This is a genomic window from Rufibacter roseolus, assembly GCF_017916365.1.
Lineage (GTDB): Bacteria > Bacteroidota > Bacteroidia > Cytophagales > Hymenobacteraceae > Nibribacter > Nibribacter roseolus.
Genome location: NZ_JAFMSU010000002.1, coordinates 276427 through 299806, shown reverse-complemented (window position 1 = coordinate 299806; position 23380 = coordinate 276427). Strand labels below are relative to the sequence as shown.

Genomic DNA, 23380 nt, shown 5'->3' with positions numbered 1-23380 from the left:
CCGGAAAGCCGTTACTTTTTCAATTCGTAAATGCGTTCAATGATCTCCACCACTTTGAGGCCTTCCAGGGCGTTGGTTGTGGCGAAGGTTTTGCCTTTCAACGTGTCAATCACGTTCTCGAAGATGAAGTGGTGGTTGGCGGCGCTGCCTTTGTAGTGGCCGTAATCGTTGGCGGGGCTGCTGGGCGGAAGCTCGGGCATCACGTAATCCTGCACGTGGCAATATTCCACCTCGTTCATGTACTGTCCGCCCACTTTGATGCTTCCTTTCTCGCCTATGATGGTCATGCTGCTTTCCAGGTTGGTGTCCCAGACGGCGGTGGAATAGTTGAGCGTCCCGGCACCGCCGTTCATGAAATCAAAGTGGATGAGCCCGCTGTCCTCAAAATCCGTCAGATTCTGATGGTTGAAATCCATGAACCGGCCGGTGATGTTCTTGATATCCCCGAAGAGCCAGTACATGATATCAATGAAGTGGCTGAACTGGGTGAACAGCGTGCCGCCGTCCAGTGCCTGGTTTCCTTTCCAGTTGCCGGCCTTGTAGTAGCGGTTGTCGCGGTTCCAGTAGCAGTTGATCTGCACCAGGTAAATCTGGCCCAGGCGCTGCTCCGAGATCATCTGCTTGAGCCACAGCGAAGGGGGGCTGTAACGGTTCTGCATCACGCAGAACACTAGCTTGGAGGTCTGCAATGATTTGTAGATGATGCGCTCGCAATCGGCTTTGCTCAGGGCCATGGGCTTCTCGCAGACTACGTGGCTGCCGTTCTCCAACGCCAGCATAGCCTGCTCGGCGTGGAAGCCGTTGGGCGTGCACACGCAGATGACATCGGCCTTGGGACCTGAGGCCAGGTACTCTTCCATGCTGGTGAAAAAAGGCACCCCGAAAGGCTCTACTTCATCCAGACGGCCTGAGTCAGTGTCTACCATGGCTACTAATTCCCCCTCGGGGTGGCGCTGCACCATGGTGGCATGGCGCTTCCCTATGTGTCCCGCGCCGATGACGGCAAACTTTATCTTTTCTGACATCTGGTGTCTTGTATGCGTTTTTGCCCTGTTTTATGAAAAACGGCCTTAAAACAGGTTAATGATGGATATTTGATTTAAAGCAAAAACAACGTCTCTCAATTTAATAAAGCCTATGTTTTTCTGGCCGAGGGAGACGTGAGGTCCTGCTCCCCTACCTGAAAAACCTGATCACGGCCTCAGCAATAAAGGCTTGCTGTTCCTCGGTGAGTTCAGTGTGCATGGGAAGGGAAATCACTTTGCGGCACAGTTCCTCTGAAATAGGGAAATCACCGGCTTTGTAGCCTAAGTAGGCGTAGGCTTCGTGCAGGTGCAGCGGCACCGGATAATAAACCATGCTAGGAATCCCTTTCTCCTGCAGGTAGCTTTTCAGGGCATCGCGCTTCTCTGCGGGCACCTGGAGCGTGTACTGATGGAAGACGTGGCTGCTGTAAGGCGCTAGAGAAGGTATTTTGATTTCTTCCACCTCCGCGAAAAAGGCGTCATAGGTGCCGGCAGCTTTCTGGCGGCGCAGGATGAAATCGTCCAGTTGGGTGAGTTTCACCTCCAGCAAGGCGGCCTGCAACGTGTCTAATCTTGAGTTGACGCCTACGCGGGAGTAGTGGTATTTCTTGTGCTGACCGTGGTTAGAAATCTGTTGCAAAGTAGCAGCAAGGTCAATGTCTTGGGTGAAGATAGCGCCGCCGTCGCCCATGCAGCCCAGGTTCTTGGACGGGAAAAAGGAAGTGGTCCCGATGTGCCCGATGGTACCGGCAAAGGAAGTCCCGCCCTCGGCGTCTATGTACTGCGCCCCGATGGCCTGAGCATTGTCTTCAATCACGAACAGCTCCTGCGCGATGGCCAGGTCCATGATCTCCTCCATGGGCGCGCACTGCCCAAACAAATGCACCGGCATGATGGCCACCGTTTTCTCCGTGATGGCGGCGCGCACTTTGGCCGGATCAAGGCAGAAAGTATCGGGCAGCACATCCACGAACACCGGCTTCAATCCCAGTAACGCAATTACCTCGGCGGTAGCCACGTAGTTGAAAGCGGGCACAATCACCTCTCCCCCGGCAGGCAGATCCAAGGCCATCAAAGCAATCTGCAGGGCATCGGTACCGTTGGCGCAGGGAATCACGTGGCCTACCTGCAGGTACTGGCCCAGGTTCTGGGCGAAGGATTTCACCTGCGGACCGTTGATGAAAGCGGTACTGTCTACCACCGCTTGCATGGCGGCATCAATCTGGGGTTTCAGGCGCTGGTACTGACCTTTGAGGTCTACCATCTGGAGCTGGTTCATGTATTCAATAGAAAAGACAAATATAAGTAGTAGTTACCGGAACCATACGTACTTCTCCCGGATAATTCCTGCCGCCAGAACAACAAACTGTTTCAATAACATTATTTGCAAAATACAATTACAACCGCTAACCATTAGCATTCTTATGTTAAACGAAACCTCTATAAACCGTTATCGTTCAAAGCAAAGACAATTACCTTGTTCCATAAAACAACCTATAGACTATGAAAATGTACAATCCTGTTAAAAAAAGCACACTGGTGTTTGCGGCCTCTTTGGGGCTGGCCTTTACCCAGTTTGCGTGTAACCGCACGGAAAAAACCGACACTGCGGCTTCTACTACCACCACTACTACCTCTTCTCCAGACCAAGCTTACAATGACTATAAAAACCACGTAACGACCCTGGAGTCTGATGTACAACGCGGCTGGGATACCACTACCGCTGATGGCGATGCCCAAATGAAAAAGTGGCAATCTGACTATGAAGCGAAGCGTTCAGCAGTAGCGCAGTACGAGAATGATTTTGACGAGAACCGCCGGAAAGAGTATTCCGAACTGCAGTCCAGATACAACACTGCCTGGGCTACCCGCGAAGAGCAGTACAACACCTGGCGCATGAGCCATCAGGGCACAGGTTTGGCCTCAGACTCTAGCAGAAGCACTTCCAGCCATACCGCTGATTTGGATGAAAGTAGAATCCCAACTTACACCGCTACCAACATCAGAACGGCGTATGAGGATTTCGTGAAGCACGTGGAAGCCCACAAATCTGGGTTCAGCAACGAAGACTGGAGAACCGTAGAGAAATACTGGAACCAGCTGGATGACCGCAAAAACGCCATCCAAAGCCAGCTGACCGACAAAGACAAGTGGGAAATTGCCAAGGCCAAAACCAAATACGTGGCCATGAAAAACGCCAACAAAGCCGGCAACACCGCTTCTAAAGTTGGTTCAGACGTGAAAGAAGTAGGCAAAGACGTGTCTAACAGCAAAGTAGGTGAAGCCACCAAAGATGCAGGTAAGGCCGTAGGTAACACCGCCAAGAAAGCCGCCCAAAAGGTAGGCAACGCCGTGAAAGACAACGATTAATTAGCACGTTCTTTCATTGAATAAAAAAAGCCTCTCCGGTTGGAGGGGCTTTTTTATGCCTTCTGTTTTGGCCTCGGATTTTAGAAAACAGGTCAGAAGCAGTTTACTTCTTCAGGTACTTATCCAGCAGCAGCAGTCGGTATAGATCAAACATGCGCAGATTGGGCTTTCGGGAGACCAGGTTTTTCTTGAGCAGAGGGAAAAGCCAGTTGCTGTTTTCCCGCAGAAGCTGGCCTACTTTCCACCTGGCGAGGGAGGCGTGCGCTTTCATGAGTTTGGTTTCCTCTCCCAACCCGTACTTCCGATAGAGTAGCACCAGGTTATGAAGTGCCTGTTGGGTCTTGAGCAGAAAAACATCAGCGGGTTCCAGGCCAAGGTGCCAGACGGGGTTGTCAATGTGATAAACATCTACTTGGTTCTGCTGCAGTCGCCAGGCGAAGAGCGTGTCTTCGTGGCCGTAGCCGCTGAGTTCGTTTTGCGAGAAACAGGCCAAAAACACTTCTTTGGGCAGAAACAGGTTACTGGAGAAGACGCGCTGGTAAGGATTATTCTGCCTTTCTCGGGCTGGGGCTTCCTCTCGGGCCTTGCCGTATTTCCAGCGCAGTTCCTGGCCAGTCGGAGGATTTTCTTTATACGCGACACCACCCACCGTTACTCCTTCGTTTCCAACCACAAGATACCTTTGCAGGAAATCCGGGTAGACGGGCAGAACATCATTGTCCAGGAAAAGCAGGTACGGGAAACGGGCTTCCTCGGCTAGTTTGTAGCGGATCTGGGACCGTCCGATGTTTTGTGGCAACTCCTGATAAACCACGCCGGTAACGCCTTGCAGTGATTGGTTCTGGTGTTGGATTTCTGCGTTAGAGCCATCGTCATAGACCCTAATCTCAAAGGTAATGGAAAGCGAAATGGCTTCCTGGCGCAGGGTTTCCACCAGCGCCAGCACGTTCTGGTTGTAAACGGGAATGAGTATGGATACCTCAGATACCATCTATAAGGGAGAACTCCTCGCGGGTAGAGTCCAGGACCAGGCCTTTTTCGCACTTGAGGATGCGGCGCGGGTAGCGTTTCAGGATGTGGTGGTTGTGGGTGGCCATGAGTACGGCCGTGCCGCTGTTGTTGATCTCCTGGAACAGGTCCATGATGCCGTGGGTCACGTCGGGGTCCAGGTTTCCGGTGGGTTCATCTGCGAAGAGGATGAGGGGCTCGTTCAATAAAGCCCGGGCAATGACCACGCGCTGCTGCTCGCCGCCGGAAAGCTGGTGCGGCATTTTGTTCGCCGAGGAATCCAAGCCCACGCGCATGAGCACCTCAGAGATGCGGTTCTTGATGCGGGATTTATCGCCCCAGCCAGTGGCTTTGAGCACGAATTTGAGGTTGTCTGCCACGGAGCGGTCAAACAAGAGCTGGAAATCCTGGAAGACGATGCCAATCTTGCGGCGCAGGAAGGGCACCTGTTTCCAAGTAAGCGTATGGATGTTGTAACCGGCCACCTGCGCGGTGCCGGCCCGCAGGGGAAGATCGGCGTACAGGGTTTTGAGCAACGAGCTTTTACCGCTTCCAGTTCGGCCCACCAGGTACACAAACTCCCCTTTCTCAATGGTAAAGGTCACATCAGACAAGACAGTGTTCACATCCTGGAAAATAGACACTTTGTGCAGCGACACCACCGGGTTAGACGAGAAATCCATAGCAGGTAAAAGGTAAAGTTAAATGCTGCCAGGCAGCGGGTAATCTTGTGATAAAGGCTTTAGAACAGCCCGATAAGGTAACAGCGTTTTGCCGCCGTTTTCTCTAAAACAGGCTTAAATCTCCAGTTTCTGCAGTTTGCCAAACTCCAGGCCGGCAATGACGGAGGCCAGTTCCTCCTCCTTGTTGTCCAGGCCGTAGCGGTCCAGGTTCTTCAGCGGCCGGTCGGCCCGGAAATAGGCGATCAGCACGAAGTTCTCATCGCGCAGCTGAATGTAATCCGGAATCTTGGCCTTGCCCTTTACTTTGATGATGTACACCTTCTTTTAATTAGGAATTAGGAATTAAGAATTAGGAATGATGATTGCTATCCTAAATTCTTAATTCCTAATTCTAAATTCTAAACTAATTACGCGTTTGCTTTCTTGTGATCGGCGAGGAACTTGGCCAGGCCGCTGTCGGTGAGCGGGTGGTTCAACAGGCCGGTGATCACGTTCAACGGGCAGGTCACCACATCGGCACCAATCTCGGCGCACTGCACCAGGTGCATCACGTGGCGCACGGAGGCAGCCAATACCTCAGTAGGGAAGCCGTAGTTCTGGTAGATCTGCACGATCTGCTCAATCAGGTTCAAACCGTCGTTCCCGATGTCATCCAAGCGGCCTACAAACGGGGACACGTAGGTAGCCCCGGCTTTGGCGGCCAACAAGGCCTGACCTGCGGTGAAAACGAGCGTACAGTTGGTTTTGATGCCTTTGTCAGTGAAATATTTGATGGCTTTTACGCCGTCGCGGGTCATGGGAACCTTCACCACAATGTTAGGATGCAGCTGGGCCAGCTCCTCTCCTTCTTTCACCATGTTGTCAAAATCGGTGGCAATGACCTCGGCGCTGATGTCGCCGTCTACAATCTCGCAGATGTCGCGGTAGTGCTTCATGACGTTGTCATACCCCACAATGCCTTCTTTGGCCATGAGCGAGGGGTTGGTGGTTACGCCGTCCAGCACGCCTAAATCATGGGCTTCGCGGATTTCAGCAAGATTAGCGGTATCAATGAAAAATTTCATAGTTGAAGTAGTTTGGAAACACAAATCTAGTTCAATCTGAATTAAAACCGAATGGCCGCCGCAAGTATTTTAGCCTAAAGGAATTGCCTTGGTCAGTTGACTTGACCTGACTGAAAAACAGAAGCTAAGTTGTTCGTTTCAGGCCTCATTTGGGAAAATTGGGCTTAAAACAAGGTTTGAAAAGAAAGTGACGGGTTTACAAGCGGAAGAGAATCCGTTGGGGTATGGGCAAAAAAAAGCGGCAAATCGAGTATCGCGCCGCTCAACCACCTACCCTTGCTCCCTTCCGGGCCTGGGGGAGTTCAGCAGGAGCTGGCCGTACCGATTTGCCGTTGCAAAGATAGGAACACTTTTGTTCACCGCAAGCGATTTTTGGCCTATTTTCTTCAAAACAGGCCAAAAATACAGTTTTCGGCTTGCCAACCGACAAGAATAAATCCCTTAACGCTTGATAATCAGCCAAAAAAATGAGTATCTTCTTGCAAACATTTTTTTCGAGCTCCTTGCCTATCACAGCTTAAGCACAGAACCTTGTTCCTTCACCCTGAAATGAACAAATACCTCCTGTTCCTTTTTCTTCTGGCTGGCGTACGGGCGCAGGCGCAGGTGACCTTCGGTTCCCTGCCCGAGGCCACGACCCATGCGCTGCAGCACCGCCCCGATCTGCGCAACGCAGACCTGGCCCGGCAGGTAGCGGAACAGGGAGTCATTCGCGCCAAAGCCCCTCTGTATCCGCAGGTGAAGGTCTCCGGTGCCTTTGATGATTACCTGGCCCTGCCGGTGCAGTTGATCCCGGCGGAGTTTGTGGATGGTGAGAAGGGGGAGCTGGTAGCGGTACAGTTCGGGACGCAGTACAACCTGGCCTTCAACCTGGAGGCGGCCCTGCCCCTGGTGAGCGTGCAAGCCTGGAAAAACCGCCGCATCGCCCAGGCCGAGGTCCAGTCCAGCTATTTCCAGCAGCAGGACGCGCAGCAGAGAGCGAGTGAGGAGATTGCCAGAACGTACTACCTCTGCCTCCTGAGCCGCGAGGCCTCCGCCCTCTCCCAGGAGAACCTGCACGTGAACGACACCCTGCTGCTCACCGCCGAGGAGCGTTTCAGGAACGGCCTGGCCGAGCCTTTGGAACTGAACCGCCTCAAATCCCTGCAACTGGAAAGCCGCCAGCAACTGAATGACAACCAGACTGTGTACCGGAAAAATCTGGCCCGCCTAAAGATGCTCTGCGGCCTAAATCCACAGGAAGACCTGCAACTCACCGAGACGCTGAATGACCAGACAACTGCCGCTCCCCCACTCCAGCCCTCCGTGGAGACCCTGGGTTTGTACCGGGCCCTGCAATGGCGCATCCAGGCCGCCGAGTCCGAGGAACAGAAACAAAGGCTGAGCTGGCTCCCGGAAGTCTCCATGTACGGGCGGTTCACGCAGCAGGCCCAGCGCAACGCTTTCAACTTCACCGATTCCGCTTATCCCTGGTACCAGATAGGTTTGGTGGGCCTCCGGGCCGAGTGGCTTCTGTTCAGCGGTTTCAACCGGAAAGCCGAGTTCAGGAGAGCCACCCTGCAGAAACAGATCGCCCTGAACGAGCTCCAGCATTTCGCATTGCGCGCCCAGGAAGAAAATGAGGAAATAGGTCTGGCCCTGCAGAACGCGCAGCAAAGCTTGGAGAGTTACCGCCAGCACTACGCCCTGTACCAGGAGAATTACACCATCGCCCGTTACAAATACAACCAAGAGGTGTACACCGTAGACCAGCTCCTGCAGGTGTACGCTGAGAAGCTCAAGTCCCAGAACTTTTACCTCAATGCCATGGCAGATTATTACGTGAACCGCGCGCTGCTGCAGATCAAGAACCAGTTTGCCCAACCAAAAAGCCCTGCGCTGCATGTTAAATAAGCTACCAAAATATCAGTCCAGACGTTTATTCCTGTTCATGCTGGGCAGCGTGGCGTTACTGTCTTGCCGGAACGGGGAGGAAACGGTTACCCCAGAGATAAAACCGCTCACTGAGGCGGTGTATGCCTCGGGGCACGTGGTGTCTGACCAGGAATACCAGATTTTTGCCCAGGGCGAAGGCGTGTTGGTGAAAAAGCTGGTGCAGGAGGGCCAGCCCATCAGAAAAGACCAGGTGTTGTTTGTGTTGGAGAGCCCGCAGCAGAATGCCCGGCTCCAGTATGCACAAGAAGCCTCCAACATGGCCGCCGCCAACTACCGCAGTGGCAGTCCGGTTTTAAGGGAAGCCGCCGCCGCTTTGCAGGCCGCCCAAGCCAAACGCGCCTATGACTCGGCCAACTTCGTGCGCTACCAGAACCTGCTGCAGAACCGCGCCACCTCCAAAGCCGAGTATGACCGCTATGCGTTGGCTTACCAGAACAGCCGCAGCGAGTACCAGGCGCAATTGAGCCGCTACAACAAACTGAAGAACCAGCTGTATCTGGATGTCCAGAATGCGCGCAGCAACCTGCAGGTGGCCCAGAGCGAGCGCGGCAACTTCACGGTCCGGAGCAACATCAACGGTACTTTGCTCAAACTGCTCAAAGAACCGGGCGAACTGGTGCGCCGTAGCGAGGCCATTGCCGTGGCCGGACAATTAGACGAGTTTTACCTGCGGCTGCTGGTAGACGAGCTGGACATCCAGCGGGTGAAACCGGGCCAGAAGATCCTGGTGAAAATAGACGCTTTTCCCGACAAGGTTTTTAACGGGCAGGTAACCAAAGTGTACCCCATGGTAGACCCGCAGAGCCAGTCGCTGCGGGTAGACGCCAAACTCACCGATTCATTGCCCGGCTACTACTCGGGCCTGGCGCTAGAGGCCAACATCATCACGCGCCAGAAAGACAAGGCCTTGGTGATTCCGCGCACCCTGCTCCTGCCCGGCGACTCCGTGGACGTAGAACAGAACGGCAAACCTACCCGGGTGAAAGTGACCAAAGGCGTGGAGACCCTGAACGAGGTGGAGATCACCTCCGGCCTCACGCCCCAGACCCGACTCATCCTTCCTTCTTAACCTGACAAAAGCATGAACCTCGCGCTGCGGATCGCCAAAACCCACCTTCTGGCCAAACCCCGGCAAACCATTGTGGCCATGCTGGGCGTGACCTTCGGGATCGCCATGTTCATCACCATGGTGAGCCTCATGACGGGCCTCAACGATTTCACCGAGGAACTCACCATGACCTCCACCCCGGACATCAGGATGTACAACGATGTCACCGAGCCCCGCAAAAGCATCCTGGAAGAGCAGAAACCCACCGGCTTGGTGGTGGTCCACCATCCCAAACCCAAGAACGAGACGCCCAAGATCAGGAACGCTTTCCAGATCGCTGAGCAACTGCGGCAGGACCCTTTGGTGCTGGGCGCCGCCCCACTTCTGAGTACCCAGGTGTTCTATAATTACGGGCCAGTGCAACTCAATGGCAACCTGGCCGGGGTAGACATCCTGGAGGAGGACAAACTTTTCAACCTTCGGCAGAAGATCAAAACCGGCAGCCTGGAGGACCTGCTGGTCTCCACCGATGGCATCATCATGGGGGCGGGCCTGGCCCGGAAACTGAACATGATCAACGGCGACCGCGTGGTCATCACCACGCCGCAGGGCTATACCATGACCTTGAACGTGGTGGGCACTTTCCAGATGGGTCTGGGCACCATTGACAATGCCAAAGCCTACGCCAACATCAGCACGGTGCAGAAGATCTTGCAGAAAGACCAGAGCTACGTCACGGACATCAACATCAAGCTGCGCGACCTGGATTTAGCCAAGCCCAAAGCGGTGGAGTTGCAGCGCCTCTACGGGTACAAAGCCGAGGATTGGGAAACCGCTAACGCCACCTTCCTCACCGGCTCCATCATCCGGAACATCCTTACCTACTCGGTTTCCATTACCCTGCTCATCGTGGCCGGTTTCGGGATCTACAACATCCTCAACATGACCATCCACAACAAAATGAAGGACATTGCCATTCTCAAAGCCACCGGTTTTGCCGCCCGAGATGTGCGCAACGTGTTCCTCATCCAATCCATGGCCATCGGGTTAATTGGGAGCGTGCTGGGGCTAGCTGTGGGCCTGGGGCTTTCCTACCTGGTGTCGCTGGTGCCCTTCAACGGCGGCGACATCGTGACCATGGATACGCTGCCCGTCAATTTCCACCTCAAATACTACCTCATCGGATTGGTTTTCGGGAACGCCACTACTGCCTTCGCCGGGTACCTCCCGAGCCGCGCCGCCGGAAAAGCAGATCCCATTGAGATTATCAGGGGGCAGTGACATTTAATTTGGAGATGAGAAGATGTGGAGATTTGAAGATGGGGAGGTGTATTACAAAAGAGAAAGATTTTGAGGTCATTTTCAGAAATCAGGCTAGAAACATAAAAATATTATCAACATCATTTCATCTTCACATCTACAAATTTTCACATCTCCAAATCTCCTTATGGAACTACTGCTCATTGCCCGGCACCTGAATAAGTACTTCTATGAGCCGGAGAAATTCCAGGTGCTCACGGATATCAACCTGGAGGTGCCGAAGGGGGAATTCGTGTCGTTGGTGGGGAAGTCCGGGTGCGGGAAGTCTACGCTGCTGTATCTCCTCTCTACCATGGATACAGATTATGAGGGAACGGTGGAACTGAACGGGGAGCTTCTGACGGGCAAGAACCAGAATGAACTGGCCAAGTTCCGGAATGAGCACATCGGGTTTGTGTTCCAGTTTCACTTTCTGCTGCCTGAGTTCACGGTGCTGCAGAACGTCATGATTCCGGCTTTGAAACTGAAGAAGCACTCTGAGAAAGAGATTGAGGCGCGGGCCCTGGAGAAACTCAAACTCTTGGGCGTGGAGGAACAGGCACAAAAACCAGCCAACAAACTATCCGGGGGACAGCAGCAGCGAGTGGCCATCGCGCGGGCGCTCATCAACGATCCCAACATCATCATGGGCGATGAACCCACCGGCAACCTCTGGACTCTTATAATACGCAGGTGGTTTTGGACATCTTTCAGCAACTCACACGCGACATGGGCCAGACCATCATCTCCGTGACGCATGACAACGAATTCGCCGCCAAATCTGACCGCATCCTGGAAATGAGCGACGGCCATATCATCGGGAACATCAAGAATCGTTAGTAAGCATGATTGCCTTGCCGGTTTATGGGCTTCTTTTGGCAAAACAGGCTGAAAGTGGAAGATGACTAAATTGACCTTTAAATTAAGCAGAAATGATTCGCTGTGGCGATACCGGTGGAGAGTGCCCCCCCTCCCAGAAGGGGAATACCTGCAAAATAACCTTATAATATGAGTAGAAAAGAAAACCGTTTCGGGGCTGTTTATACAAAACAGCCCCGAAACGGTTTAGAGGGATTCCTTAAGGATGAAGCTCTTAGTTGCCGGAATGACTTCTGATGTTCTCGAAGGTGATATTCAGGTTCCGGCTGGAGCCGCTGCTCTTTAAGGCGTTGCCTGCCCGGTTAGGGAAAGAATATTCAGGCACGTAGTACTCCAAGCCTAGCTTCAGGTTGATGACTGATCCAGACAGCACCTTGGTTAAGGCGTTGTATTGCAGGGTGGCTGTCCCATCCAGCACTATAACGCAGCCGGGCGACATGGCGCCACTGCCGTCAGAGAAGTTCTGGCCGTTGTGCACGCAAACAGCTGACGCGTCTTTGAGCGAAATGGAAGCGGGCAGGTTTTGAATAGTGCGGTTTTTAAAATGCACCGACACCCATGACCGGGTGTTCACTGTGGACGTGTCTCTGAAGTACAGGGTAATGCCGTTGTTCTCCTCAATGAAATAGGCCTCCAACTTATCCTGCGCATTTACCTTGTAGGTTTTACCCCGCAGGTTAGCGTACGCCTCTGGGTACATGTTCTGGTAAGCGGCATCCACCTTAATGCTGTCTACCATGGAAAAACTGGTGTGGGTGGGGGCTGCCTCAGGGGTAGGCTCCGTGGAATCTGAATCTGCCTCACAAGCAAACAGTAGGGAAGCGGTGAGTACCACCCCTAATGCTGTCCGGAAAGGAAGAAGTAAAGCTTTTAACATAGTATCTGTTTCTTTGGTTAGAATCTAGTCGGGCAACCGGGGGCTTTTCTTCATGATCAAAGACCCCGGAAGATTGCACTTTTAATTAACAAAATACGTGCCTTCTTTTTGGTTTCGTAAAATACGTCCTTTTTTCTGGCCGATTTTTCAAAAATGTGCTTGAAACGGACAAAAGCTCCGGTCAACTGTATTCATGACAGGCGCTGCCCCATTCTCCCCTACTCGGCCGCAATTTCATTTTCATGTTTTAAAACGGGCACGTACCTTTGCACATGCCAGAAAAAATTCTCATCCTCGATTTCGGGTCTCAGTACACCCAACTGATCGCCCGTCGCGTCCGCGAGCTTAACGTCTACTGCGAAATCCACCCTTTCAATAAAATCCCAGAAATCACCCCAGATCTCAAGGGCGTGATCCTGTCCGGTAGCCCGTCATCGGTGCGGGAAGAAAACTATCCTAACCCAGACATTACCCCGTTTTTGGGAAACCTGCCGGTGTTGGGCGTGTGTTACGGCGCGCAGCTCATGGCGCAGGAAGGCGGCGGCGAGGTGATTGCTTCTACCATCAGGGAATACGGCCGGGCCAAACTTAGCCACGTAGATCATCACAACCTTCTACTGAAAGAAATCACCATTGACTCCCAGGTGTGGATGTCACACGGCGATACCATCAAGCATATCCCTGACAATTTTGAGGTCATCGCCAGCACCGACTCGGTGGAAGTGGCGGCCTATAAAGTGAAAGACCAAGAAACCTACGGCATCCAGTTCCACCCCGAGGTGACGCACTCCACCGAGGGCAAGACCCTGCTCCGCAACTTTGTGGTCCACATAAGCGGCTGCTCCCAGGACTGGACCCCGGACCAATTCATTGAAAGCACCGTGGCCGAGCTGCGTGAGCAGATTGGCGATGACAAAGTGATTCTGGGCCTCTCCGGCGGCGTGGACTCTTCCGTGGCGGCCATGCTCATTCATCAGGCCATCGGTAAGAACCTGTACTGTATCTTCGTAGACAACGGCTTGCTGCGCAAGAACGAGTTTGAGGACGTGCTGCACTCCTACAAAGACATGGGCCTTAACGTGAAAGGCGTTGACGCTAAAGACCAGTTCTACTCCGCATTGGCCAATTTAACCGATCCTGAGGCCAAGCGCAAAGCCATCGGACGGGTGTTCATTGAGGTCTTCGATCAGGAGTCGCACCAGGTAGAGGACGCTAAGTGGCTGGGCCAGGGCACCATTTACCCAGACGTAATTGAGTCTGTGTCGGTGAAAGGCCCGAGCGCGACCATCAAATCGCACCACAACGTAGGTGGCCTTCCAGATTTCATGAAACTGAAAGTGGTAGAGCCTCTGAAGACACTCTTTAAAGACGAAGTTCGTTTAGTAGGCAAAACCCTTGGTATCTCAGACAACATCATCGGGCGCCATCCTTTCCCGGGTCCGGGTCTGGCCATCCGAATCCTGGGCGACATCACCCCTGAGAAAGTAGCCATTTTGCAGGAAGTGGACCATATTTTCATTTCGTCGCTGAAGAAAACCGGTCTTTATGATCAGGTTTGGCAGGCAGGCGCCATGTTGTTGCCTATCCAGAGCGTGGGCGTGATGGGCGATGAACGCACTTATGAAAGAGTAGTGGCCTTGCGCGCCGTAACCAGCGTAGACGGTATGACCGCCGATTGGTGTCATTTGCCGTATGAATTCCTGGCCGATGTGTCTAATGAGATCATCAACAAGGTGCGCGGGGTAAACCGCGTAGTCTATGACATCAGCTCCAAGCCACCCGCTACCATTGAGTGGGAATAGGTTTAGCGCTTATTTTTCTGAAAACGATGAAAAAACAGATTGTACTTGCCGCGGCCGGAATGGCACTGTGCTGGAACGTGCAGGCCCAGACCTCTGCCGACCTGAACACCAAGCTACAGAACGGGAGGTTGTTGCTGGACCAGGAGAAGTATGCCCTGGCCATGGCCGAATTGCAGCCCATCTCCAGCAAGGCTACGGGTAAAAACTACGCTCCTGATGCCGCCTACCTGTACAGCGTGGCGGCATCCAGGCAGAAGAAGTGGGCCGAGGCTGACAAGATGCTCACCCAACTCACTTCTGAGCATACCAACTGGGGCGGCCTAGCCGATGCGCAATACCTGCACGGGCAAGTACTGTTTGAGAAAAAAGAATACCTGCGGGCTCTGAAGGCGCTGGCGGCCATTGATGAAAAATCAATGAACGATGAGGTGGCGGCCATGAAACGGCATTACATGATGCTGCTCACCGACAAAACCACGTTCCAGTACCTGATGCGCCAGTTCCCCGAGGATGCCACCCTGGCTCGCGCCTACGCTGATAAGCTGGTGGGCGGCTGGTTCACCCAGCAAGACCGCCCCGATCTGGAGGCGCTGGTACGCAACTTCAAGCTGGACCGCAGCTATCTTGAGCGCTCACAGAATATCAAAAAAGACGCTTACAATGTGGCGGTGCTGCTGCCTTTCAACGTCTCGGACAATACCATCAAAGTAGACAAAAAGAACCTCTACGTCACCGATTTCTACGCCGGCATTCTCTCGGCGCGGGATTCACTGCAGAGGCAGGGCGTCCGGGTGAACGTCTTCCCTTATGACGTGAGTAATGACACGGCGCAGGTAAGAAAGGTCATGACCCTGCCTGAGATGGGCACCATGGACCTGGTCATCGGGCCGATCTACAAAGGAAACAGCGCCTACGCCGCCAAGATTGCCCAACAGCGGAACATCAACATGGTGAACCCCTTCTCAGACGACGCTGATATTGCCAAGGGCAACCCGTACCTGTTTTTAATGGAAACCTCGGTGGCTACCCAAGGGCAGCGTGCTGCGGCCTACGCCTACCAGACGTTCCCTAAGAAAACGGCCGTACTGGTGTTTGACAGCGAGAAAAACGACACCGTCTTTGCCGGCAACTTCAGACGCACCTATACCGCCCTGGGCGGGAAAGTGGTGAGCGCGCAGAAGATCAACTCCAAGACCAGCACCAATGTAGCTGGAGTTTTAGGAGCCGTGAACCTGAAAGATTTGGGCGTACTGGTGGTGCAATCCTCCAACCAGGCCGTGGCCACCAGCACCGTTAGCTTGCTGGAGCAGAAAGCGGCTAAGGTGCCGGTGATTGCCCCACAGTCCTGGCTGGAGAATCCGCAGATCAGTTTTTCGCAGCTCGATTTCCTGGAGATGTATTTCCCCGCGCCTAAGTTCATTGACCCAGAAAACCCGGCGGTGCAGAATTTCAAGCGGGCTTACACCAGCCGTTATAACCTGCCTCCCTCCGCTTTCACCTACACCGGTTTTGAGCTGCTGAATTACTATGGCCGCAGCCTGCAGGAAAACGGATACTCCGCTCCTCCCAGGTTAAGCGGCGTACAGCCGGGCGCTTTCTACCAAGGCATCGGCTATGAAGCCGGATCCGGCAAACAAGCCCAGGACAACCAGTACCTTCCTATTGTTAAAGTAGAGAACGGCCGTTTACTGGTGGTGAACCCGGTGCTTTAATTTTAAATGAGTGATTGAGAGATTGAATGATGAATTGAATAACATTTCCAATTTTCATTCTCTCATTCACTCCTTCTCTCCATCACTCAATTACAACACATGTCACTTAACCATACAACCAGCCAGGAGCTATTTCAACGTGCACAAGAATCAATTCCCGGAGGCGTGAACTCACCGGTACGGGCGTTCAGGGCTGTGGGCGGCAAGCCGCTATTTATGAAATCCGCCAAAGGTGCCTACCTCTACGATGAAGACGGAAATCAATACCTTGATCTGATCAACTCCTGGGGCCCTATGATTCTGGGCCACGCCCACGAGGTGGTGGAGAAAGCCGTGCGCGATGCCTTGCCTGGTTCCCTTTCCTTTGGTGCGCCCACCCGCCGCGAGGTGGAGATGGCCGAGCTGATCATCAGCATGGTGCCCAGCGTGGAGAAGGTGCGCATGGTAAACTCCGGTACCGAGGCGACTATGTCGGCCATTAGGGTGGCACGGGGCTTTACCGGCCGTGACAAGATCATCAAGTTTGAAGGCTGTTACCACGGCCACGGCGACTCTTTCCTGATTGCCGCTGGCAGTGGCGCCATCACCCTTGGCGTTCCGGACAGCCCCGGCGTGACCAAAGGTGTGGCCAACGATACCCTGACTGCTCCCTACAACGATCTGGCTGCGGTACAGACCCTGATTGACGCCAATCCCGCCCAAATAGCTGCCATCATCCTCGAGCCAGTGGTAGGCAACATGGGCTTGGTCCCTCCTGCCGAAGGTTTCCTGCAAGGCCTCCGCGACCTGTGCACCAAGGAAGGCATCGTGCTGATCTTTGATGAAGTGATGACCGGTTTCCGGTTGGCCAAAGGCGGTGCGCAGGAACTGTATGGCGTAACTCCGGATATGACTACCCTGGGTAAGATCATTGGCGGAGGCATGCCGGTGGGCGCTTACGGCGGAAAGGTAGAGATCATGAACAGCGTGGCGCCGGCCGGTCCGGTGTACCAGGCGGGTACCTTGTCAGGAAACCCTATTGCTATGTCGGCGGGGATGGCGGCTTTGTCTTACCTGAATGAGCACCCCGAGCTTTATGGCCAATTACAGCAAATCACCGATAAACTGGTGAACGGCACAAAGCAGAATATGCAGGAACTAGGCCTGAACTACACCATCAATCAGGTGGGCTCTATGTACAGCGTGTTCTTCACCCAGCAACCGGTGACGGATTTCGCTTCGGCCAAAACCTCAGACCTGGAGCTGTTCGGTCGGTATTTCCACCAGATGCTGCAGCGCGGCATTTACCTGGCCCCTTCCCAGTTTGAGACCCTGTTCGTTTCCGCTGCCATCACCGATGATCTAGCGGATGCTTACCTGGCTGCCAACCGCGAAGCCCTGCAAGCTTTACAGGCATAATTGCAAAACCAAGTAAAAGGCATAAGCGGCACCTGAAACAGATCAGGTGCCGCTTATGCTTTATAAGTAGTCCGAACGCTTACCTGCTGTTCTTCACCTTCAAGTAATTGAGGTACACGCCCAGCATCATCAAGGCAGAGGTTCCCAACAACAGCAGGAAACCCAGGTTTCTCTGGGTTAACAGGCTTTGGCTGAAGAAATTTGTCATGGCCAAGACCATTGATACCGCCGCAAAGCCCCAGAATACCGTTAACAGCACCAACTGCTTTTTGGTGGGATGGCTGAGCCAGGTTCCTTTTGGTTTCTCCATAGCCGCTGGTTTAACGTTTTGGTGGCCGCACTTTTACCGTTTGCTTACGTCTAATTAGGCGAAGAAGCCAGAATGAAGCAGAAACCTTTTACTTTGCTTTTTAACGGGCTTCCGCTTGAGGTTTTCCCTGAGAGCCGTTGCAGACCATCAACCCAACCCAGACACCCATGAACTCCTTTTTTGAGCTGAAGAAATACGGCACCACTGTCCAAACCGAGGTCATTGCCGGCATCTCCTCCTTTTTGGCTACTTCCTACATCATTGTGGTGAACCCCAGCATCCTGAGCCAGGCCGGCATGCCTTTCTCCGCCGTGCTGACTGCCACGGTGCTGGTCTGTTTCTTCAGCAGCCTCATGATGGGCCTATACGCCAAGAACCCTATCCTGGTGGCTCCCGGTATGGGACTGAATGCCTTCTTTACCTTCACCGCCGTTCTGGGCATGAAAGTACCCTGGCCAGTGGCATTGGGGGCGGTTTTCTGGTCAGGGATTGTGTTTCTGCTACTCTCGGCGTTCAACATCAGGACCTACATCATCAAGGCCATCCCAAGGCCGCTACGGTACGCCATTGCGGCGGGCATTGGGTTGTTTATCTCGCTTATCGGGTTCTCAAACGCCAAGTTCATCGTCTCCAATCCAGCCACCATCATCGGGATCGGTCCTTTGACACCGGCGGTGCTTACGTTCCTGGCGGGGTTGCTGGTGACGGCCGTGCTGGTGACCAAACACGTGAAAGGCGGTATCCTCATCGGGATTCTGTTTACTACGCTGGCGGCTTACCCTATTGGGCGCTGGTGGGGCGTGGTGCCGGGCGCAGAAGCCAGTACGCTCATTTCCTGGCAGGGCATTTTTGCCGCCCCTGATTTCAGCCTGTTTTTGAAATTAGACCTCCTAAACTCCCTGCAGTGGTCGGTGGTGCCGGTGATCTTCGCATTTGTCTTCACCGATATGTTTGACAGCCTCTCCACCCTGGTGGGCCTGGCCGAGGCCGCCGACCTGCTGGATGAGCACGGGGAACCGCGCAACGTGAAGCGCTCCCTCATGGTAGACGCCATTGCTACAACCCTTGCTGGCTTGGTAGGCTCCAGCCCCGGCACGGCTTACATTGAATCGGCGGTGGGGATTGAGGAAGGCGGACGCACCGGGCTCACGGCCGTGGTGGGGGCGCTGCTGTTTTTGCCTTTCCTGTTTCTGGCCCCGCTGCTATCCGTGGTGCCTGCTATTGCCACGGCCCCGGCGGTGGTGCTGGTGGGTGTGTTCATGGTGCGGCCAGTCACCAAGATCAACTGGGACCAGCTGGATGAGGCCATACCGGCCTTTCTGGCCATGGTGCTCATTCCCTTCTCCTACTCCATCACCCAGGGCATCATCTGGGGTTTTCTTTCCTGGACTGCCTTAAAACTGATCACGGGGAAAAAGGAAGATGTGACCCTGCCCTTACTCATTGTGGACGTTTTCTGCGTGGTGGCCCTGGTGCTGGAGTAAGTTTCTGTTTAGAAGCTCTTTTTCTGAAATCAGGTGGAAAGTTCTCAGGTAACAGAGAAATCCAAGGTCTGAAAGGAGCCGTTTCTCAACCGGTATGGCAGGATAGGTTTGTCGTAAAACTTGTCACATAGTAATCTGTTTCCTTTGGTACAAGGCGAAAGCCATCAACTATAAGGGACATCATGAAAAACTATCTGATTATTGGCGGTTCCTCAGGCATTGGGAAAGAACTTGTTCAACAGCTTGAGCTTGAAGGACATCGCGTTTATGCCACCTATTGCCAACATCCGGTAGAAACCGAAAACCCAAACACCACTTTTCATTTTCTGGATGTGCTACAAGACAACCTTGACTTGAGCTTTTTGCCAGAGACGCTGGATGGCTTGGTTTATCTGCCCGGCAGCATCAACTTGGTGCCTTTCCACCGGCTTAAACCCGGTGATTTCGTGACCGATTTCCAGTTACAGGTGAATGGCGCCATCAAGGTAGTACAGGCTGTTCTCCCGTACTTGAAAGCTGCCGGGGCAGCCTCCATCGTGTTCTTCTCTACCGTGGCGGTACAGACCGGCTTCCCCTTTCATGCGCAGGTGGCTGTTTCCAAAGGAGCCATTGAGGGACTGACCAGGGCACTGGCCGCCGAGTTTGCGCCAGCCATTAGGGTGAACGCCATCGCGCCCTCCCTCACCGATACACCTTTGGCAGCCAGATACCTGAACACCCCCGAGAAGACGCAGGCCAATGCGCAACGGCATCCTCTGAAAAGGCTGGGCACCGCCCCAGACATCGCGGAAATGGCGGCCTTCCTGTTATCCTCCAGATCCTCCTGGATGACGGGGCAAATCCTGCATGTAGACGGAGGCATGTCCAGCATTCGGTTATAGTATCACTTTCTTGCAGCCAGAAAAGCAGAAAGGGTTTGTAGCCTGTTTTTACGAAAAGTGTTCCAAAGAACTTTATATTTGATTCACTCTCACCTCTGCTTACAATCTTACCATGGCCAAAGAACACCTGCAAAAATTCAACATTGCCATAAAAGTAAACGAGGCCGATATTGATGCCTTGGGCCACGTGAACAATGTGGTGTATTTGCGGTGGGTGCAGGAGGTGTCTGCGGCGCATTGGGCGCATGTGGCTCCTGGCCACATGCAAGAGCAATACCTGTGGGTGGTGCTGCGGCATGAGATTGATTTCCATAAACCTGCCTTCGCGGAAGATACCATCACTGGCTACACCTGGGTGGGAAATCACCAGGGAGCCAAGTTTGAGCGCTTCGTGAGTCTGTACCGCACCGGAACCGAGGATCTGCTGGCTTCTGCCAAAACCACCTGGTGCCTGTTGGATGCGCGTACCCTGCGCCCGAAACGCATTGAGCAGGAGATGCTGGATCTGCTGTGATAGAGGTTTTACTTCCGGAGATTGCATAAATCCATCCCTTTTCAAAAACAAAGCCCAAAATGAGAATCCTTCTCCCGGTTTATTTCCTGCTGCTGTTTACGGCATCGGCATTCGCCCAAAAGAAATCCACTACCCCAAAAGACATGGTCAAACCTTTTGTGCTGGGGGTAATAGACGAGATCACCTCTAAGGAGCTCGGAGAGAAAAGGATCTTGAACATTTACCTACCAGAAGGTTATAACCCGCGAGACACCACCAGATACCCGGTGGTGTACCTGCTGGACGGGTCTGCCGAGGAGGATTTCATCCACGTGGTGGGGCTTTTCCAGTTCAACAACTTCCCCTGGATAGACCGGGTACCCAAATCCATTATCGTCGGGATTGCCAACGTGGACCGGAGAAGGGATTTCACTTACCCCACTACTCTGGAAAAAGACCAGAAGAGATACCCAACCAGCGGGCACTCGGCCAACTTCATGGCTTTCATTGAGAAGGAGCTTCAGCCGTACATAGAGAAGAAATACCGTACTAATGGGGCCAGGACCCTCATAGGGCAATCACTGGCGGGGCTTTTTGTCACCGAACTACTGCTGAAGAAACCCACTCTTTTCAATAAATACATCATCATTAGCCCAAGCATTTGGTGGGACAACGGTTCTATCTTAAACCAACCCTCTCCCCTGCTTACCACTGGTTTTTCCCAGAAAACCGACATCTACATTGGGGTGGGCAAAGAAGGACTTTCGCCCAGCGATATTCCCCACGTGATGGAAGTAGACGCGAACCTGCTGGTAGAAAACCTCCGGACCAAGAACCCCCAGGTAAAAGTGTACTATGACTATTTGCCGGAGGAAGACCACGCCACGGTTACCCACCAAGCCATCTTCAACGCGCTGCGGCTGTTGTACCCAGATAAAAGAGACGCCAAGTAATTTAAAGCAAACGCTGAAATAGGCCATGGAATTTGGCTTCCTCTATAGGTTCTATCTGCCTAGGTATTCGCTTCTTTTTAAGACCTTCAAAATGGAAAAATCAATGCCTTCCTTCCGCTCACCCCTTTTGCGGTTTGCTTTTACCTTTTCGCTCATAATAGCCCATTCCCTGGTTTTCGGGCAAGTGCGTTTACCCAAGGTTTTCAGCGACCACATGGTCCTGCAGCGGGGCCGGGACATTCCGGTTTGGGGAACTGCACAGCCGGGGAAGCAGGTTTCGGTGGAATTTGGCGGCCATAAGATTAAGGCAACTACTGGCCAAGATGGTAAATGGATGGTGCATCTGCCCCAGATGCAGGCAGGCGGCCCGTACCTTATGCAGGTGTCTGAAGAAGACAAAACCAAACCGGTAATTTTGTTTAAAGACGTGCTGATAGGCGATGTGTGGCTGGCCTCGGGGCAATCCAACATGGAGTGGCAGGTACAGCAGGCCATGAATGCTGAAACAGAAATCAAAAACGCCCACTCTCCTAACATCCGGTTCTTTAATGTACCCCATAACAAAACAACCAATGTCCAATCTGATGTGCTGGGCGGCTCTTGGCAAGCCATTGACTCAGCTACTGTGAAAACCGCCTCGGCGGTAGCGTACTTTTTTGCCCGGGAACTACAGGCTGATCTGAAGGTACCCATTGGTATTCTCCAGTCTACCTGGGGCGGCACCCCGGTGGAGGCCTGGACCAGCCGGGAACAGTTGCTTTCCTCTCCCCTCACCCAGCGCACCGTCCTGCAGAATGATACGGTGACCCAGAAGCATTTCATCAAAGACAGCCTGGATCTGGTGCGGTTCTGGGACATTGTGAACAACCCCAAAAACAAAACCGATAAAACCATTCCCAACCCCAGATTCAACGATGCCAAATGGCCGGAGCTGGTGATGCCCGCCACCCTTAAAGACCTGAACATGCCCGGCTACGAAGGCATGATGTGGCTGCGGAAAACCATTAATCTTCCCCAGAATATGGCAGGGAAAGAGGTAGCCCTTCACCTCGGGCACCCCGAGATGAACTATTCTTTATACTTCAACGGGAAAGAAATTGCTAAAAACGTCTGGAACGCCAACCCCACGCACCACTACCGTATTCCGGCCAATTTGGTAAAACAAGGCAAAAACGTGATTGCGGTCAGAATGGCCTTCCTGTGGTCGGGCGGTGGCTTCAATCCGCCCGCTGAGGAAATGTACCTGACAGACGGAACCTCCAAAGTCAGTCTAGCCGGGGGTTGGAAATACCGGAGAGACCTGGAACCCACCTTTCCCACCATCAAGAACTACTACCAATTCCCTACCTATCTCTACAACGCCATGATCCACCCGGTGATCCCTTACGGTATCAACGGCGTGATCTGGTACCAGGGCGAAAACAATGTATATGTCCCAGGGGATTACCGCACCTTGTTTCCTATGATGATCAATGACTGGCGCATCAGGTGGCAGCAGGGGTACTTCCCTTTTCTGTACGTGCAACTGGCCAACTACATGAAGCAGCAGCCGGAACCCTCTCAAAGCAACTGGGCAATCCTGCGCGAAGCCCAAACCCAAGCTTTAGCCCAGCCCTACACCGGTATGGCTTCCATTATTGACTTAGGCGAGGCAGACAACATCCACCCCAAAAACAAGCAAGAGGTAGGCCATAGACTTGCCTTGGTGGCTCAAAAACTTGTCTACAAAAAGCCAGTCCAGGCCTCAGGCCCCATGTACCAGAACCATCAGGTAGAAGGAAACCAGATCAGGATTCAATTCACCGAAACAGGCGCTGGCTTGGCCACCAGAGGCAACGGAAAACTCACAGGTTTTGCCGTGGCCGGAAGTGACCAAAAGTTTTATTGGGCCGATGGCGTGATTGACGGAAATACAGTAAAGGTAAGCTCCGAGAAAGTGAAGAATCCGGTGGCGGTACGCTATGCCTGGGCCGATAACCCCGCCTGCAACCTGATCAACAAAGACGGCTTGCCCACCGTCCCCTTCCGCACCGATAATTGGAATACGGCCGAGGTAAAGTAGCGCTGCAGTTTACCTGTGAGCTATAGACACGGGGACACTAATCCGGTCAAAGAAATGCTAAAGGAGTGTTATGCCCTGCACAGCATAATTTTCTTAC

General features: G+C 53.3%; 20 protein-coding genes, 1 other RNA gene and 1 pseudogene. 13 read left to right on the top strand and 9 right to left on the bottom strand.

Annotated elements, in window-relative coordinates; translation table 11 throughout:
- Positions 1-11: 11 nt before the first annotated feature.
- Together J3P35_RS10180 and J3P35_RS10175 are read right to left on the bottom strand one after the other, a co-directional pair.
- Positions 12-1025 carry a Gfo/Idh/MocA family protein gene (locus tag J3P35_RS10180; protein WP_210464509.1) on the bottom strand — a complete coding sequence of 338 codons (1014 nt, stop codon included), beginning with the start codon at positions 1023-1025 and terminating at the stop codon, positions 12-14.
- Between the two features lie 151 nt (positions 1026-1176).
- Entirely contained in the window at positions 1177-2304 is a 1128-nt protein-coding gene (locus tag J3P35_RS10175; protein ID WP_210464508.1) for a DegT/DnrJ/EryC1/StrS family aminotransferase, read from the bottom strand.
- A gap of 224 nt (positions 2305-2528) precedes the next feature.
- Here J3P35_RS10175 and J3P35_RS10170 point away from each other — a divergent pair, with 224 nt between their 5' ends.
- Positions 2529-3395 (top strand): DUF6565 domain-containing protein, encoded by an 867-nt coding sequence (locus J3P35_RS10170; RefSeq protein WP_210464507.1) that lies wholly within the window; start codon positions 2529-2531, stop codon positions 3393-3395.
- Between the two features lie 103 nt (positions 3396-3498).
- Here the strand turns inward: J3P35_RS10170 and J3P35_RS10165 are convergent, their stop codons facing one another.
- From J3P35_RS10165 to ffs, 5 genes are all read right to left on the bottom strand, one after another.
- Positions 3499-4386, bottom strand: a complete 888-nt coding sequence (locus J3P35_RS10165; RefSeq protein ID WP_210464506.1) for a glycosyltransferase family 2 protein — start codon at positions 4384-4386, stop codon at positions 3499-3501.
- Positions 4376-5086, bottom strand: a complete 711-nt coding sequence (locus J3P35_RS10160) for a cell division ATP-binding protein FtsE (protein WP_210464505.1) — start codon at positions 5084-5086, stop codon at positions 4376-4378. Before J3P35_RS10160 ends, J3P35_RS10165 begins: the two co-directional genes overlap by 11 nt.
- Positions 5087-5200: 114 nt before the next feature.
- Positions 5201-5404 carry a fructose-6-phosphate aldolase gene (locus tag J3P35_RS10155; RefSeq protein ID WP_123128844.1) on the bottom strand — a complete coding sequence of 68 codons (204 nt, stop codon included), beginning with the start codon at positions 5402-5404 and terminating at the stop codon, positions 5201-5203.
- A gap of 89 nt (positions 5405-5493) precedes the next feature.
- Positions 5494-6150 (bottom strand): fructose-6-phosphate aldolase, encoded by a 657-nt coding sequence (gene fsa, locus J3P35_RS10150; RefSeq protein WP_210464504.1) that lies wholly within the window; start codon positions 6148-6150, stop codon positions 5494-5496.
- A gap of 234 nt (positions 6151-6384) precedes the next feature.
- Positions 6385-6484: signal recognition particle sRNA small type (gene ffs / locus J3P35_RS10145), an RNA gene on the bottom strand.
- A gap of 215 nt (positions 6485-6699) precedes the next feature.
- Between ffs and J3P35_RS10140 the strand changes: the two genes are divergently transcribed.
- From J3P35_RS10140 to J3P35_RS10125, 4 genes and pseudogenes are all read left to right on the top strand, one after another.
- A complete protein-coding gene (locus tag J3P35_RS10140) occupies positions 6700-8043 on the top strand; it encodes a TolC family protein (protein WP_210464503.1) in 1344 nt (447 codons plus the stop codon).
- A complete protein-coding gene (locus J3P35_RS10135) occupies positions 8033-9154 on the top strand; it encodes an efflux RND transporter periplasmic adaptor subunit (protein ID WP_210464502.1) in 1122 nt (373 codons plus the stop codon). Before J3P35_RS10140 ends, J3P35_RS10135 begins: the two co-directional genes overlap by 11 nt.
- Positions 9155-9166: 12 nt before the next feature.
- Positions 9167-10414: an ABC transporter permease gene (locus J3P35_RS10130; RefSeq protein WP_210464501.1), complete on the top strand. Its 1248-nt coding sequence runs from the start codon at positions 9167-9169 to the stop codon at positions 10412-10414.
- Positions 10415-10580: 166 nt separating this feature from the next.
- Positions 10581-11272, top strand: a pseudogene (locus J3P35_RS10125) (ABC transporter ATP-binding protein).
- Positions 11273-11525: 253 nt separating this feature from the next.
- Here the strand turns inward: J3P35_RS10125 and J3P35_RS10120 are convergent.
- Positions 11526-12188 carry a hypothetical protein gene (locus tag J3P35_RS10120; RefSeq protein ID WP_210464500.1) on the bottom strand — a complete coding sequence of 221 codons (663 nt, stop codon included), beginning with the start codon at positions 12186-12188 and terminating at the stop codon, positions 11526-11528.
- Between the two features lie 272 nt (positions 12189-12460).
- Between J3P35_RS10120 and guaA the strand changes: the two genes are divergently transcribed.
- From guaA to hemL, 3 genes are all read left to right on the top strand, one after another.
- Complete coding sequence (gene guaA, locus J3P35_RS10115; RefSeq protein WP_210464499.1) at positions 12461-13990, top strand: glutamine-hydrolyzing GMP synthase; 1530 nt, start codon at positions 12461-12463, stop codon at positions 13988-13990.
- A gap of 26 nt (positions 13991-14016) precedes the next feature.
- On the top strand, positions 14017-15702 hold the full coding sequence (locus J3P35_RS10110; protein ID WP_210464498.1) for an ABC transporter substrate-binding protein: 1686 nt from the start codon (positions 14017-14019) through the stop codon (positions 15700-15702).
- A gap of 99 nt (positions 15703-15801) precedes the next feature.
- Positions 15802-17100 (top strand): glutamate-1-semialdehyde 2,1-aminomutase, encoded by a 1299-nt coding sequence (gene hemL, locus J3P35_RS10105; RefSeq protein ID WP_210464497.1) that lies wholly within the window; start codon positions 15802-15804, stop codon positions 17098-17100.
- A 79-nt stretch (positions 17101-17179) separates the two neighbouring features.
- On the opposite strand, the gene J3P35_RS10100 is transcribed toward hemL, so the two are convergent.
- Positions 17180-17410 (bottom strand): hypothetical protein, encoded by a 231-nt coding sequence (locus J3P35_RS10100; RefSeq protein WP_210464496.1) that lies wholly within the window; start codon positions 17408-17410, stop codon positions 17180-17182.
- A gap of 167 nt (positions 17411-17577) precedes the next feature.
- Between J3P35_RS10100 and J3P35_RS10095 the strand changes: the two genes are divergently transcribed.
- The 5 genes from J3P35_RS10095 (at position 17578) to J3P35_RS10075 (ending at position 23283) form a co-directional block, all read left to right on the top strand.
- Positions 17578-18894, top strand: coding sequence for an NCS2 family permease (locus tag J3P35_RS10095; protein WP_210464495.1), 1317 nt, complete (start codon positions 17578-17580; stop codon positions 18892-18894).
- A gap of 182 nt (positions 18895-19076) precedes the next feature.
- A complete protein-coding gene (locus tag J3P35_RS10090) occupies positions 19077-19775 on the top strand; it encodes an SDR family NAD(P)-dependent oxidoreductase (protein ID WP_210464494.1) in 699 nt (232 codons plus the stop codon).
- Between the two features lie 112 nt (positions 19776-19887).
- Positions 19888-20289 carry an acyl-CoA thioesterase gene (locus J3P35_RS10085; RefSeq protein WP_210464493.1) on the top strand — a complete coding sequence of 134 codons (402 nt, stop codon included), beginning with the start codon at positions 19888-19890 and terminating at the stop codon, positions 20287-20289.
- A 59-nt stretch (positions 20290-20348) separates the two neighbouring features.
- Entirely contained in the window at positions 20349-21221 is an 873-nt protein-coding gene (locus J3P35_RS10080; RefSeq protein WP_210464492.1) for an alpha/beta hydrolase, read from the top strand.
- A gap of 91 nt (positions 21222-21312) precedes the next feature.
- A complete protein-coding gene (locus tag J3P35_RS10075; protein ID WP_210464491.1) occupies positions 21313-23283 on the top strand; it encodes a sialate O-acetylesterase in 1971 nt (656 codons plus the stop codon).
- Positions 23284-23380 lie beyond the last annotated feature (97 nt).

What these genes read in the sequence shown, in the direction of transcription:
- J3P35_RS10180 (WP_210464509.1), bottom strand. Translation starts at nt 1,025, where the DNA reads ATGTCAGAAAAGATAAAGTTTGCCGTCATCGGCGCGGGACACATAGGG.
- J3P35_RS10175 (WP_210464508.1), bottom strand. Translation starts at nt 2,304, where the DNA reads ATGAACCAGCTCCAGATGGTAGACCTCAAAGGTCAGTACCAGCGCCTG.
- J3P35_RS10170 (WP_210464507.1), top strand. Translation starts at nt 2,529, where the DNA reads ATGAAAATGTACAATCCTGTTAAAAAAAGCACACTGGTGTTTGCGGCC.
- J3P35_RS10165 (WP_210464506.1), bottom strand. Translation starts at nt 4,386, where the DNA reads ATGGTATCTGAGGTATCCATACTCATTCCCGTTTACAACCAGAACGTG.
- J3P35_RS10160 (WP_210464505.1), bottom strand. Translation starts at nt 5,086, where the DNA reads ATGGATTTCTCGTCTAACCCGGTGGTGTCGCTGCACAAAGTGTCTATT.
- fsa (WP_210464504.1), bottom strand. Translation starts at nt 6,150, where the DNA reads ATGAAATTTTTCATTGATACCGCTAATCTTGCTGAAATCCGCGAAGCC.
- J3P35_RS10140 (WP_210464503.1), top strand. Translation starts at nt 6,700, where the DNA reads ATGAACAAATACCTCCTGTTCCTTTTTCTTCTGGCTGGCGTACGGGCG.
- J3P35_RS10135 (WP_210464502.1), top strand. Translation starts at nt 8,033, where the DNA reads ATGTTAAATAAGCTACCAAAATATCAGTCCAGACGTTTATTCCTGTTC.
- J3P35_RS10130 (WP_210464501.1), top strand. Translation starts at nt 9,167, where the DNA reads ATGAACCTCGCGCTGCGGATCGCCAAAACCCACCTTCTGGCCAAACCC.
- J3P35_RS10120 (WP_210464500.1), bottom strand. Translation starts at nt 12,188, where the DNA reads ATGTTAAAAGCTTTACTTCTTCCTTTCCGGACAGCATTAGGGGTGGTA.
- guaA (WP_210464499.1), top strand. Translation starts at nt 12,461, where the DNA reads ATGCCAGAAAAAATTCTCATCCTCGATTTCGGGTCTCAGTACACCCAA.
- J3P35_RS10110 (WP_210464498.1), top strand. Translation starts at nt 14,017, where the DNA reads ATGAAAAAACAGATTGTACTTGCCGCGGCCGGAATGGCACTGTGCTGG.
- hemL (WP_210464497.1), top strand. Translation starts at nt 15,802, where the DNA reads ATGTCACTTAACCATACAACCAGCCAGGAGCTATTTCAACGTGCACAA.
- J3P35_RS10100 (WP_210464496.1), bottom strand. Translation starts at nt 17,410, where the DNA reads ATGGAGAAACCAAAAGGAACCTGGCTCAGCCATCCCACCAAAAAGCAG.
- J3P35_RS10095 (WP_210464495.1), top strand. Translation starts at nt 17,578, where the DNA reads ATGAACTCCTTTTTTGAGCTGAAGAAATACGGCACCACTGTCCAAACC.
- J3P35_RS10090 (WP_210464494.1), top strand. Translation starts at nt 19,077, where the DNA reads ATGAAAAACTATCTGATTATTGGCGGTTCCTCAGGCATTGGGAAAGAA.
- J3P35_RS10085 (WP_210464493.1), top strand. Translation starts at nt 19,888, where the DNA reads ATGGCCAAAGAACACCTGCAAAAATTCAACATTGCCATAAAAGTAAAC.
- J3P35_RS10080 (WP_210464492.1), top strand. Translation starts at nt 20,349, where the DNA reads ATGAGAATCCTTCTCCCGGTTTATTTCCTGCTGCTGTTTACGGCATCG.
- J3P35_RS10075 (WP_210464491.1), top strand. Translation starts at nt 21,313, where the DNA reads ATGGAAAAATCAATGCCTTCCTTCCGCTCACCCCTTTTGCGGTTTGCT.